The 12,283-nt window shown below is 60.1% G+C and carries 12 protein-coding genes; 4 read left to right on the plus strand and 8 right to left on the minus strand.

Annotation, left to right across the window (positions count from 1 at the left end; genetic code table 11):
* Window positions 1-2 precede the first annotated feature (2 nt).
* The 4 genes from ku to K3177_RS00925 all read right to left on the minus strand — a co-directional run bounded on the left by ku (window position 3) and on the right by K3177_RS00925 (window position 4,387).
* Window positions 3-833 carry a non-homologous end joining protein Ku gene (gene ku / locus K3177_RS00910; protein ID WP_221596411.1) on the minus strand — a complete coding sequence of 277 codons (831 nt, stop codon included), beginning with the start codon at window positions 831-833 and terminating at the stop codon, window positions 3-5.
* 116 nt (window positions 834-949) lie between these two features.
* Window positions 950-2,941: a ribonucleoside-diphosphate reductase subunit alpha gene (locus tag K3177_RS00915; protein WP_420493665.1), complete on the minus strand. Its 1,992-nt coding sequence runs from the start codon at window positions 2,939-2,941 to the stop codon at window positions 950-952.
* A 269-nt stretch (window positions 2,942-3,210) separates the two neighbouring features.
* Window positions 3,211-3,381, minus strand: a complete 171-nt coding sequence (locus tag K3177_RS00920; RefSeq protein WP_221596413.1) for a hypothetical protein — start codon at window positions 3,379-3,381, stop codon at window positions 3,211-3,213.
* A 115-nt stretch (window positions 3,382-3,496) separates the two neighbouring features.
* On the minus strand, window positions 3,497-4,387 hold the full coding sequence (locus K3177_RS00925; RefSeq protein ID WP_345725331.1) for an alpha/beta fold hydrolase: 891 nt from the start codon (window positions 4,385-4,387) through the stop codon (window positions 3,497-3,499).
* Window positions 4,388-4,615: 228 nt separating this feature from the next.
* Between K3177_RS00925 and K3177_RS00930 the strand changes: the two genes are divergently transcribed.
* Entirely contained in the window at window positions 4,616-4,981 is a 366-nt protein-coding gene (locus K3177_RS00930) for a PilZ domain-containing protein (RefSeq protein WP_221596418.1), read from the plus strand.
* Window positions 4,982-4,990: 9 nt separating this feature from the next.
* On the opposite strand, the gene nadB is transcribed toward K3177_RS00930, so the two are convergent.
* Together nadB and K3177_RS00940 are read right to left on the minus strand one after the other, a co-directional pair.
* On the minus strand, window positions 4,991-6,577 hold the full coding sequence (nadB, locus tag K3177_RS00935; protein ID WP_221596420.1) for an L-aspartate oxidase: 1,587 nt from the start codon (window positions 6,575-6,577) through the stop codon (window positions 4,991-4,993).
* A gap of 401 nt (window positions 6,578-6,978) precedes the next feature.
* A complete protein-coding gene (locus K3177_RS00940; protein ID WP_196847048.1) occupies window positions 6,979-7,917 on the minus strand; it encodes an ABC transporter ATP-binding protein in 939 nt (312 codons plus the stop codon).
* Between the two features lie 83 nt (window positions 7,918-8,000).
* Between K3177_RS00940 and K3177_RS00945 the strand changes: the two genes are divergently transcribed.
* From K3177_RS00945 to K3177_RS00955, 3 genes are all read left to right on the plus strand, one after another.
* Window positions 8,001-8,261 (plus strand): zinc-finger domain-containing protein, encoded by a 261-nt coding sequence (locus K3177_RS00945; RefSeq protein ID WP_103024069.1) that lies wholly within the window; start codon window positions 8,001-8,003, stop codon window positions 8,259-8,261.
* Between the two features lie 52 nt (window positions 8,262-8,313).
* Entirely contained in the window at window positions 8,314-9,735 is a 1,422-nt protein-coding gene (gene tldD, locus K3177_RS00950) for a metalloprotease TldD (protein WP_221596422.1), read from the plus strand.
* Between the two features lie 75 nt (window positions 9,736-9,810).
* A complete protein-coding gene (locus K3177_RS00955; RefSeq protein WP_103024067.1) occupies window positions 9,811-10,221 on the plus strand; it encodes a hypothetical protein in 411 nt (136 codons plus the stop codon).
* An 8-nt stretch (window positions 10,222-10,229) separates the two neighbouring features.
* Here the strand turns inward: K3177_RS00955 and K3177_RS00960 are convergent, their stop codons facing one another.
* A complete protein-coding gene (locus K3177_RS00960; RefSeq protein WP_221596424.1) occupies window positions 10,230-11,540 on the minus strand; it encodes an NRAMP family divalent metal transporter in 1,311 nt (436 codons plus the stop codon).
* Between the two features lie 37 nt (window positions 11,541-11,577).
* Window positions 11,578-12,282, minus strand: coding sequence for an endonuclease III domain-containing protein (locus tag K3177_RS00965; RefSeq protein ID WP_221596426.1), 705 nt, complete (start codon window positions 12,280-12,282; stop codon window positions 11,578-11,580).
* Window position 12,283: the final 1 nt, after the last annotated feature.

Consider the following 12,283-nt stretch of genomic DNA (forward strand, 5'->3'; position numbering starts at 1 on the left):
GATCAGGCCGACTTCTTGCGGCGCGTCGTCTTCTTGGGCTGTTCCTTCCCGACAGACTTCTTGAGTGCCGCCATCAGGTCGATCACATTGGAGCCATCGGCGGCTTCGGGCTCGTCGACATCTTCGATGATGGCCTTTTTGCTTTTCGATTTTGCCTTCTTGTCGATCAGCTTGCGGAGCGCCTCGACGTAGTGATCTTCGAATTCGCCTGCATCGAAAGGCGCGCTTTTCTGTTCGATCAGCGTATTGGCGAGGTCGAGCAGTTCCTTCTTCGGCTTCGCATTGCCGATGTCATCGAAGAAGGACTGTCCCTGCCGGACTTCGTTGGCATAGCGGAGCGTTTCGAGAAGCAGACCCTTGCCGCATGGCTTGATAGCGACCAGTTTTTCGCTGCCGCGCACGGATAGCTGACCCAGTGCCACCTTCTTCGATTTTCGCAAGGCTTCGCGCAGGACGATGAAGGCTTCTTCGGCGAGTTCATCATTCGGGACGACATAATAAGGTTTCTCGAAATAGAGCGGGTCGATCTCGCACGCATCGACGAACTGGACGAGTTCAAGCGTGCGCTTGCTTTCTATCTTGACCGCTTCGATCTCTTCATCGTCCAAGAGGACGTAATTACCCTTGGAAACTTCGTAGCCCTTGATGATTTCATCGCGATCGACCGGGCCGATGCCGGGCACCACCTTCTCATAGGAAATACGTTTGCCGCTGGGCTCGTGGATCTGATTGAAGCTGATGCGCGCACCCGACTTGGTGGCGGAATAGATTTCGACCGGTATCGAAACCAGCGCCAGCCTGATCTGTCCCTGCCAATATGCGCGCGCTGCCATCGAAATCTCCTCGAACCCTGAAAGGAGCGCTTGAGCGCGCGAATAGGTTCCGAAGAAGAAACGGCCCCGCAAGTGCCGAACACTCGCAGGGCCGCAGATCTGGTCAGTCCATCACCTTACTGGCAGGCGAGGCATTCCTCGTAATCGGTCTGTTCGCCGCCGGCAGCCAGTTCGTACTTGGCGGCATCGGCCGTGTTGTCGGCTTCCACGCCGCCAGCAAAGCCGGCGCGCTGCACGCTCTTAGACCGCAGGTAATAGAGCGATTTGATGCCCTTTTCCCATGCCTGGAAGTGCAGCATCATCAGGTCCCACTTGTCGACATCGGCGGGGATGAACAGGTTCAGCGATTGCGCCTGATCGATATAGGGTGCGCGATCGGCCGCGAATTCGAGCAGCCAGCGCTGATCGATTTCGAAGCTGGTCTTGAACGCGGCCTTTTCCTCCGCCGTCAGGAAATCGAGGTGCTGGACACTGCCGCCACGTTCCAGGATCGAGTTCCAGATATTGGTCGAGTTCTTGCTCTTCTTGTCGAGAATCTTTTCCAGATAGGGATTCTTGACGATGAAAGAGCCGGACAGCGTCTTGTGCGTGTAGATGTTGGCCGGGATCGGTTCGATGCAGGCGCTGGTGCCGCCGCAAATGATGGAAATCGACGCGGTCGGCGCAATCGCCATCTTGCAGCTGAAGCGTTCCATCGCACCGGTTTCGGCCGCATCCGGGCACGGTCCGCGTTCCTGGGCGAGCACCAGCGAGGCTTCTTCCGCCTTGGCGCTGATGTGTTTGAACATCTTGAGGTTCCAGACCTTCGCCATCGGGCTTTCGAAACCGATGCCCTTGCTCTGCAGGAAAGAGTGGAAGCCCATCACGCCCATGCCGACGCTGCGTTCGCGCATGGCGGAATATTTGGCGCGGGCCATCTCGTCCGGTGCGCGATCGATATAGTCCTGCAGGACGTTGTCGAGGAAACGCATGACGTCTTCGATGAACTGCTTGTCACCGTTCCACTCGTCCCACTTTTCGAGGTTGAGCGAGGACAGGCAGCACACCGCAGTACGATCATTGCCGAGATGGTCGATGCCGGTCGGCAGGGTGATTTCGGCACACAGGTTCGACGTCGAAACCTTGAGGCCCAGTTCGCGGTGATGCTTGGGCATCATCCGGTTCACCGTGTCGGAGAAGACGATATAGGGTTCGCCCGTGGCGAGACGGGTTTCGACCAGCTTCTGGAACAGGCTGCGGGCATCCACGGTCTTGCGGACCGATCCGTCGCGCGGAGATACGAGGTCGAATTCCTCACCATTGCGCACCGCTTCCATGAAGGCATCGGTTACGAGCACACCGTGATGCAGGTTCAGCGCCTTGCGGTTGAAGTCCCCGCTGGGTTTGCGGATTTCGAGGAATTCCTCGATCTCGGGGTGAGTGACATCGATGTAGCAAGCGGCCGAACCGCGGCGCAGGCTACCCTGGCTGATCGCGAGAGTCAGCGAATCCATTACACGCACGAAGGGAATGATGCCGCTGGTCTTGCCGTTGAGGCCGACAGGTTCGCCGATACCGCGAACATTCCCCCAGTAAGTGCCGATGCCGCCGCCTTTAGAGGCGAGCCAGACGTTTTCGTTCCATGTGTTGACGATACCGTCGAGGCTGTCTGACACCGAATTGAGGTAGCAGCTGATCGGCAGGCCGCGCGTGGTGCCGCCATTCGACAGCACGGGCGTTGCGGGCATGAACCACAGGTTCGAAATGTAGTTGTAGAGCCGCTGCGCATGATCGCCATCGTCGGCGAAATAGTCCGCGACACGGGCGAACAGATCCTGATATTTCTCACCCGGAAGCAGATAGCGGTCGGTCAGGGTTTCCTTGCCGAATTCGGTCAGCAGCGCATCGCGGCTTTCATCGATCTGCACGTCGAAACGGCGATCGAGAACCTTCTTGCTGTCTTCCTTGGTCGCCTGCGCAGCAACGGCCGCAACCGCGCCGGCAAGAGCTTCGCCCGCGGCTTCCTGAACCAGCTGCTCGCTACCGTTGTCGGACTTGTCCATGGCGACCGCCTTCTTCTTGGTGGTGGGCTCGTCGACAGTGTCGTGCGTATCCAGATCCAGTGCCATCGCCGTGTCGTTCCCGCTCTTGAAATCCATCGTCTGCCCCGCCGTTTGAGTGTACCGCCCGCCCATGACCGGGCTGCGCATGTTCCGCTTGTGTTCGAGTCGGCGGGACTGTCTTCCCACCTAGCAATTTTGTGCGGTTCGAGGGTAAAAACTTATCCCGCTTTTCCCCACAGCCCCGGCTTGAAAGCGGCTTCTCCCTATATGGGGAGCAAACCGCCGATAGCTAGGTCTTGTGGGTACCCCCGGTATCCCGACTACTAGATACTGAATCAGACGGGACTCGTGTGCAAGACCGTAAATGAACTTTTAAGAAGGTCGGCGGCCTGTTGGCGAAGTGCTTTATCCAGGTGCAACGCCGCGACGCGTGGATCAAGCTGGACTTGGCGAGCACGCAAGCCCGAAAATGAATCCGGGAAAAAAATTTTGCGGGCAAAAATCATCGTGCCGGGTTGAGAATCATTCGAATCCCGGCGCGCAATTTTTCAACCCAACGCTGTCCCGCTCGCTGTGAGGTTCCTTAGGACCATCACCTGCGCTTGCTTGCGAGGAAGTGTGTCAGCCTGTCGCAGATTTGGCGTGGCCGGCGATGGCATCGGCCACCTCATCGACCAGTTCCAGAGGCAGGTCATGGCCCCATCCGCGAATGGTCTTCAGCTTCGCGCCCGGAATGCAGGCTGCGGTGTCCCTGCCGCCTTCGCACGGCACAAGCGGATCGTCTTCGCCATGTAGCACGAGGGTGGGCACGGCGATATCCCTCAGCATAGGCCGCCGGTCCCCATCCGCCACGATGGCCGAGAGATGGCGCATAGGCCCTTCAGGGTAGAAGCTGCGGCGAATGCTGGCGCGCGTGCGATCGCGCAGGCGGTCTTCCGCCGTCGGGTAGCCGGGCGATCCGATGGTTCGCGCCAGCATCACCCCGTGATCGACAAGCACGTCTTCGTCCGTGCTGTCGGGACGGGTCACCAGCGCCTTCATCGCCTCCGGCCTGGCGGGCGGCAGTTTGGGATTGCCGCTGGTCGAAAAAACGGATGTCAGTGAAAGACACCTGTCCGCATGGCGATGCACAAGATGCTGCGCGATCATTCCGCCCATGCTCGCACCGACGATATGCGCCTTGTCGATTCCGAGCGCGTCCAGCAGACCGGCGCCATCGTCAGCCATGTCTGCCAGGGTATAGGGAACCTTGGGCGTGAGGCCGATCTTGGACATCAAGGTCAGCTTGATCAGGCCGGGTGCCTTTACCCCATCGAATTTCTGGCTGAGGCCGATGTCGCGATTGTCATATCGGATTACCCGGAAGCCGTGACTGGCGAGTCTTTCCACCAGTTCGTCGGGCCACAGGGTGAGCTGCGCGCCGAACCCCATGATCAGCAGCATCGCTGGATCGGCCGGATTGCCGGTTTCCTCGTAGTGAATTTCGATCCCGTTCGCTGTCGCCTTTGGCACGCGCCTCTCCCGTGGTTCACAGAATCGCAGGTTCAACTGAAAAGCAACGCGTTGTCCATCGGAAGTGTGCGACATAAGAATAATGAGCGCATGCCATAAGCCGCATGATACGGCGCTTGGGTCACGGTAGAATGACACCTTTATTTCGCTTATGTCGCCTTCCTACAATACAAGGCGCGAACTGTCTGGCTCTGCTAATGCGGGATCTCAATCCGCGGGGGCACCGGGATGGAAAAGCGTAGGGGCAATCGCTCCAAGACCGACGACGACGTGATGGTTTCCATCAACGGCGTTGCTGCGCGCGGCAGAATGCTCAACCTTTCACGCGAAGGCTGCAAGATCACCGGAACCCGCGTCAATGCGGAGGTCGGCGAAGCCGTGACGGTTACCCTGCTCGAAGGGGTGGCGGTTGAAGGCGAAGTCAGGTGGGCGGAAGGCGAAGAAATCGGGATCGGGTTTGCCCGCCCGATCGGCGAGGCCACGGTAAAATATTTCATGCTCGGCACGTTGCAGCATGCGCGGGACGAGATACCCGTCGACCAATTCGGACGGGGGTTTCCTCCCATGCGCCCAGACCGGGGCCTTGCCGACTAGGGCATCGCCCTATGGGACCAGTACCGTGTCGCGCCCGATCGGGTTGGTTTCGGGATAATCGAGAATAAAGTGAAGCCCGCGGCTTTCGTGCCGCTTCAATGCGCTGCTCACGATGAGGTCCGCGCATTCGAGCAGATTTCTCAGTTCGATGAGATCGGTCGTCACACGGAAATGTCCGTAATAATCTTCGACCTCGTCGCGCAGGAGGCGAATGCGGTGCGCGGCGCGCTCGAGCCGCTTGGTGGTACGTACGATGCCGACGTAGTTCCACATGAACCGGCGAATTTCCGTCCAGTTCTGCTTGATCACCACTTCCTCGTCGGAATCGGTTACCCGGCTTTCATCCCAGGAGAGGATTTCCGGCGGGTCGTCGAGCTTGTCCCAGCATTCGAGAATGTCCTTGGCCGCCGCCTCGCCGAACACGAAACATTCGAGCAGCGAATTCGACGCAAGCCGATTGGCGCCGTGCAGCCCGCTTTCCGTGCATTCGCCAGCCGCCCACAAACCCGGCAGATCGGTCTTGGCATCGAGCCCGATCTTAACGCCGCCGCAGGTATAATGCTGAGCCGGGACGACGGGGATCGGTCCCTTGGTCATGTCGATCCCCAGCCCGAGCAGCTTTTCGTGGATGGTGGGGAAATGCTCCATCACGAACTCGGGCGGCTCGTGGCTGATGTCGAGATGGACGTAATCGAGGCCGTGACGTTTGATCTGATCGTCGTTGGCCCGCGCCACGATATCGCGCGGGGCAAGCTCCATCCGCTCAGGGTCATATTTCTTCATGTACCGCTCGCCCGTGATCGGGTTCAGCAAGCGCCCGCCTTCACCGCGCACGGCTTCGGTAATCAGGAAATTCTTGACGTCGAGATTGTAGAGGCACGTCGGGTGGAACTGCATCATCTCCATGTTGGAAACGCGCGCGCCTGCCCGCCAGGCCATGGCGATACCATCGCCAGTCGCGCCCCGTGGAGCCGTACTGAACAGATAGACGCGCCCTGCGCCGCCTGCCGCCAGCACCGTTGCGCGGGCGACATGTGACACGACCTCGCCGGTTTCCTCATCGAGCGCATAGGCACCCCACACCCGACCCGAACCGGAATAGTCGACCTGATTGCGTCCTGTAATCAGGTCCACGCAGCTTTGGCCGGGCAGCAGGGTAATGTTCGGATTTTCCTCCGCCGCCTTGAGCAATGCCGCCTGCACGGCCCACCCCGTCGCGTCGTTTACGTGGACGATGCGGCGATGCGAGTGCCCGCCTTCCCGAGTAAGATGAAGATCGCCCGCTTCGCGATTGAAAGGAACACCCAGTTCGCTCAACCGGTCGATCGAGGCGGGTGCCCGCTCGATCACAAATTCCACCGTTTCGCGATTATTGAGGCCCGCGCCAGCGATCATAGTATCGCGAACGTGGTTTTCGAACGTATCGCCCGCATCGAGAACGGCGGCGATCCCCCCTTGCGCCCAAGCAGTCGAACCGCTGTCGAGCCGCCCCTTCGCCAGAACGAGCACCTTTTTCGTTTCGGCCAGGGCCAGTGCCGCAGTCAGGCCGGCAGCGCCTGAACCGATCACCAGGACGTCATGAGGAATTGCTGTCATCACAACGTCATGGCTGGCCAGAATGCGGGCGGCAAGAAAAACAGACTTCGGCGAAATACAGTGAAACTGCTCAATTCGCCGCGGATATTTCAAACTCGCAGCATGCCAGCCACGATTCGGCGCAGCACGGTTAACGCAGCGTCACGGCCGCCTTAAGGCACGAATCGATAGGGGAATATCACAAGGGACGCAGAGGGTCGCAAATGGGACTGGGACGTATTGCCTGCGCTGTCGGAAAGCACAGCGTAGATCGCACGAATGTAAAGCGCGCAGCAGGCCAGCAGGTAGGGCGCTGCCGTAATTGCAAGGCACCGATGGAAGAGATCGAGCCACATCACTGGGAACTTCAGCGGGTAAAGGATGCTGGCCTGGGGCCCCGCGCCTTTATGTAGCGGTTGTTATCACCCCGCGCCGGTCAACTGGACAAAGACGTCTTCCAGATCTGCCTCGCGCGTGGTGACATCTTCGATTGCGTAGCCATGCGACTGGACCAGGGCCAGCACCTGCCCAGCGCTCGCCTTGTCGCGATCGTAAGTGATTTCCAGCCTGCGCGGTTCGATTACTTCGGCTTTGGTGAAAGCCTCTTCCATGATCGGACCGCCCAAATCCTTGTCCACCGTGATTGACACGACTTTTTCCCGCGCCATTCCCACCAGTTCTCTCGTCGGTTTTTCGGCGATCAGTTCACCATGGTTGATGATCGCGATGCGATCGCAAAGCTGCTCAGCTTCTTCGAGATAGTGCGTAGTCAGAACGACCGTCACACCTTGCCGGTTGAGATCGGTCACCAATTCCCAGAGCTGGCGGCGCAATTCGACGTCGACTCCCGCAGTCGGTTCGTCGAGCACGAGGATCGGAGGCGAATGAACCATCGCCTTTGCGATCAGAAGCCTGCGCTTCATCCCGCCAGATAGCGTGCGTGCATAGGCATCGCGCTTGTCCCAAAGATGCACCGCTTTCAGCAGTTCCTCGCTGCGCCGCTCCGATTTGGGAATACCGTAAAAGCCCCCCTGGTTTTCCAGCACTTCGAAAGGCGTGAAAAAGGGATCGAAGACGATCTCCTGCGGAACGATCCCGATGGATCGCTTCGCATTGCGCGGGTTATCGCCGATATCGAAGCCCCAGATTTCGGCGCTGCCGCGGGTCTTCCTGACCAAACCTGCGAGAATATTGATAAGGGTGGATTTGCCTGCGCCATTAGGACCCAGCAATCCGAAAATGCCGCCTTGCGGGACATCGAAGCTTACCCCCTTCAGCGCAAGTTTGGGCTTTTCGCCCGGGCCGGCAGGTGCATATTCCTTGACGAGGTCGTCGATGCGTATCGCTGGGGGAGTAGTCATGCAGCCGACCTAGGTGCAGCGCGCCAATGCGACAAGCGGCGAATGCTTGCGTAGGCGCGATGCACATATTATCGGCATTGTTCATGAGCCTGCCTCCTCCCGAATTGTCCAAGGTCACCACGCGGCGCGTGTGGTGCGATGGCGCAACCGACATCCGTACCGGCGTGAATTACAAGCCCGCCGCACTCGGTCACCCGAAAGTCTATCTCGAGATCGACGAGCATGGTTATGTCGATTGCGGCTATTGCGACCGGCGCTTCGTGCTGATCGGCGGACCAGCAGACGGCGTCGATCAGTCGCAGTTGATGGACATATCCGAAGGCGCCGATCCCGGGCACCCGTGAGGCTGGCAGTGGCCCCTCGCCTTTGGCTGCAGCCATCCCTACATAGGATGGTATGACGCCAGCGAACGATCCCCACGCCCTTCTTTACAACCAGCTCGACCCCGAGGAAGCCAAGGCACTGACAGCACGGCTGCTGGCGCCTTGCGACGATGGTGAGCTTTATCTCCAGTTCATGGCGACCGAGAGCTTCGCCTTCGACGATGGTCGGCTGAAGACCGCTGATTACAGTCGAGATTCGGGGTTCGGCCTGCGCGGCGTTTCCGGCGAGACAACCGGCTTTGCCCATGCGAACGAAATCAGCGCCGCAGCGATCGCCCGCGCAGGCGAGACGCTGCAATTGCTGGACGCGACCAAATCTCCGCATTCCGCCCCGCCGGAACGAACCAATCGCCATCTTTACACCGATGCCAGCCCGCTGGATCTGGTGCCGTTCGCCGAGAAGGTGGCCTTGCTCGAGAAGATCGACGCTGTTGCACGGGCTGAGGATCCGCGCGTAGCGCAAGTTACTGCGGGCATGTCGGCCAGCTGGAGCGCGATCGACATCATCCGCGCCGATGGTTTCACGGCGCGCGATATTCGCCCCCTCGTGCGACTAAACGTCAGCATCGTTGCCGAAGCGAACGGGCGCCGCGAAACCGGCAGTTTCGGCTTCGGCGGACGTTATCTCTACGATACGCTGTTCGATGAAGGCCGGTGGATGAACGCGGTCGATGAAGCTGTGCGCCAAGCGCTGGTAAATCTGGAGAGCATCGAGGCCCCTGCGGGCGAGAAGACTGTATTGCTCGGCCCCGGCTGGCCGGGTGTGCTGCTGCATGAAGCTGTTGGACATGGCCTCGAAGGAGATTTCAACCGCAAGGGCACGAGCGCCTTTTCCGGCCGCATCGGCGAACGCGTGGCGGCGCCCGGCGTCACCGTCATCGACGATGGCAGCATCGCAAACCGCCGGGGTTCACTCAGCATCGATGATGAAGGAACCCCCACACGCGAAACCGTCCTGATCGAGGATGGCATTCTCAAAGGCTACATGCAGGACCGGCTCAACGCACGGCTGATGGGCGTGGAGGCGACCGGTAATGGGCGCCGCCAGTCCTACGAACACGCGCCCATGCCGCGTATGACCAATACCTTCATGCAAAGCGGAACGGACAATCCAGAAGAACTTCTGAGCCGTATGGACGACGGAATTTACGCAACCAGCTTCGGCGGCGGACAGGTCGATATTGTATCCGGCAAGTTCGTCTTCGCCTGTACGGAAGCCTATAAGGTCGAAAAGGGCAAAGTGATTGCCCCGATAAAGGGTGCCACCCTGATCGGTGACGGGCCGACTGTGCTGACCAAGGTGCGCGGTATCGGCAACGATATGGCTCTCGATGAAGGCATCGGCGTCTGCGGCAAGGGAGGCCAGAGCGTGCCCGCCGGCGTTGGGCAACCCACCCTGCTTATCGATGGCATTACCGTGGGCGGAACGGCCTGACCCCGCCAGGCGTTCGACTCATCGAAGGTTCAGTCACGAGGGTCTAGTATCCGAACATCCTTCAGGAGATTCGACATGTTCAAGCACATCGCCTTAGCCACTGCCGCTTTCGGAATGCTCTCCTCGCCCGTTCTGGCGGATGAAAACGCCCAGATGACACGCGGCGAAGAGAAGCTGGCCAAGCTGCTTGACGGTCGCGTTGCAGGCGAGCCGCAAAGCTGTATCCGCACCTTGGGCAGTCGCAATCTCAGCCAGATCGACGGCACGGCCCTGACCTATCGCGATGGCGACACCGTATGGGTCAATTATACGCGCAATCCCGACAGTATCGATGATCGCGACATCATGGTCATCGACCGGTTCAGCGGATCGAGCCTGTGCCGTACCGATCAGGTGAAGCTGGTCGATCGGGTCAATGGCTTTCTGTCAGGAATCCTGCTGCTCGACGAGTTCGTCCCTTACAAAAAGGTCGACACCGAAGGTTGATCGCCCGGTCAGGCCTCGCGTAACGCTTTTTGGCCCGCCGCCCGGATAACCGCCCTCGCTACGAATACGCCGACCACAGCAAAGGCCGGGAGCATCAGGCCCGGCTCGGGCAATTCGAAGCCGAAGGCGGTACCGGCTGCGCGCACAAGCGCGGTCAGTCCCAGCATAGTGGCAACCCCGACGACAAGCAGGCCGAACGCATTGGCCACAGGTCCGTTGGCGTTCTCGCCTAACAAAGCCCCATCGTTCATCGCTGCAAGCAGGAATAGAGCGACCAGCGGTAGCAACACGCCGTTGAACGCCTGCGCGGCTAGGATTGCGGGTGTCGGCCGGATGTCGGCCAGCCCGAACCCCACGCCGATGATCAGGATGACCAGCCACACTGAACGAAAACGCCATCCGGATGCCTGCCACCGGGCGTCGTCTGGCGCGCCGAACAGGCCCCGCGCCGTCAGCGCGGCGGCCAGCGGTGCAGTCACTGCCGACGAGACGCCAGCAGCGAGCAGGCCGATCCCGAAACCGGTCCGCGCCCAACCGCCAAGTTCAACTGCCAGAACGTCGCCCAGTGCATCGAAAGAAAATTCGCCGGTGAGCGACGTCCCCACCACGAGAATGCCAGCGGTAATCAGCAGGCCGAGGCCGACGGCCACGCCCAGTCCGAAGCGCATTTCGTTCAACCCCTGCCCCCGGGCCAAAGCAGCGCCGAGAAAGAGATTGTACGGCACCACCGTGGTGCCGACCAAGGCAAGTACCCCAAGCAATGCGACACTGTCGTCGCCGAAGCCCGGTGTGGGCACAAGTCCGACAAAGAGCGACGCAAGCGGGGGAGCCAGCGAGATCGCCACGGCGAGAAATCCCGCGCCCATGAGCGCGACGAAAATCGCCATCGTCCGGGCCACGCCTTGCGGCGATCCCGAAAGCAGGAGGGCCGCAGCGATCGCGGCCAGGATGAGCGTAACAGCTTCCTTGGACCAAGGTAACGCCAGCATCGCGCCCGCTGCCCCGCCCAGTATATTGCCAGCTTCATAGGCAGCGCACCCCAGCAGGATTGCACCACCAATCAGGATAAGGGTGGCGATGCGTGCAAAACCGGTGGGGTACCGACGCCGCAGGATAGTCGCCAGATCATCGCCCGTAGCTACGCTCAGCCGGCCAGCGAATTCCTGAAGAGTAAATGTGGCAATGCCGGAGAACACCACTGCCCATAGCAGCGCCGTACCGGCATCGGCACCGGCGCTGGCGGCAGCCGTGACCGTGCCCGGTCCGATGAACGCTGCCGCAATCGCGGACCATAACAGGATCGAGGCCAGGCGCTTCATCGACTGCCTTTCTGCAGCAAGCGGGACAATGCAGCAATCATGTGTTTGCCAGGCCGGTCTTGCACAGGGCCAGAGCCGGACAGGTGGCGCAATCCGGCATCGACGGTCGGCACCATGACTGGCCCAGCTTCTTCATCAGCAAGTGGTGTTCATCATAGTCAGCGCCGGACCATTCTTCCGGCATTACAGGCATGATCGCGTCGAAGGCGCGTTCCGTGTTTGCTTTCGGCGGGACAAGGCCCATTCGCTGAAGGATACGCTTGTGATGACCGTCGAGAACGATGGCGCGCCGGTCAAGTGTGGATGCATTCATGACCCCGGCAGCGATCTTGCGCCCCACACCGGGTAGCTGCTCCAGCCAGTTCATGGCTTCGTGAGTTTTCATTTCACCAAGATGCGAAAGATCGACCTTGCCGCGCGAGGCTACAATCGCCGACAGGCTGGCCTTCAGCCGTTCGGCTGCGACGCCGGGATAAGTCTGCTTCGTGAGTTCGGCTTGCAACTCGTCCAGCGCAGCGGTCGCAACCTTTTCCCAGCTCTTGAACCGCTTTAACAGGCGATCAGTGGCAGCGTTCGAAATCTCCGATTTCGTCTGCGCACCGATCACACCCTGGACCAGTACCCATTCCGGTTGCCGCCACGCGGCGGCCGCGCGTTCGATACGTCCGAACCGTTGGACAAGCAGCGCCTGAAGCCGCCGTATGACGTCCGTGCGGGGATCGGACCCTAGCGGGAGTTCCAAT

Origin of the sequence: Qipengyuania pacifica (assembly GCF_019711555.1) — a bacterium.
Taxonomy (GTDB): domain Bacteria; phylum Pseudomonadota; class Alphaproteobacteria; order Sphingomonadales; family Sphingomonadaceae; genus Qipengyuania; species Qipengyuania pacifica.

Bases quoted from the DNA above. Each gene is read 5' to 3' on its own strand.
- ku (WP_221596411.1), bottom strand. From the start codon at position 833: ATGGCAGCGCGCGCATATTGGCAGGGACAGATCAGGCTGGCGCTGGTT.
- K3177_RS00915 (WP_420493665.1), bottom strand. From the start codon at position 2,941: ATGGCACTGGATCTGGATACGCACGACACTGTCGACGAGCCCACCACC.
- K3177_RS00920 (WP_221596413.1), bottom strand. From the start codon at position 3,381: ATGATTTTTGCCCGCAAAATTTTTTTCCCGGATTCATTTTCGGGCTTG.
- K3177_RS00930 (WP_221596418.1), top strand. From the start codon at position 4,616: ATGGAAAAGCGTAGGGGCAATCGCTCCAAGACCGACGACGACGTGATG.
- nadB (WP_221596420.1), bottom strand. From the start codon at position 6,577: ATGACAGCAATTCCTCATGACGTCCTGGTGATCGGTTCAGGCGCTGCC.
- K3177_RS00940 (WP_196847048.1), bottom strand. From the start codon at position 7,917: ATGACTACTCCCCCAGCGATACGCATCGACGACCTCGTCAAGGAATAT.
- K3177_RS00945 (WP_103024069.1), top strand. From the start codon at position 8,001: ATGAGCCTGCCTCCTCCCGAATTGTCCAAGGTCACCACGCGGCGCGTG.
- tldD (WP_221596422.1), top strand. From the start codon at position 8,314: ATGACGCCAGCGAACGATCCCCACGCCCTTCTTTACAACCAGCTCGAC.
- K3177_RS00955 (WP_103024067.1), top strand. From the start codon at position 9,811: ATGTTCAAGCACATCGCCTTAGCCACTGCCGCTTTCGGAATGCTCTCC.
- K3177_RS00960 (WP_221596424.1), bottom strand. From the start codon at position 11,540: ATGAAGCGCCTGGCCTCGATCCTGTTATGGTCCGCGATTGCGGCAGCG.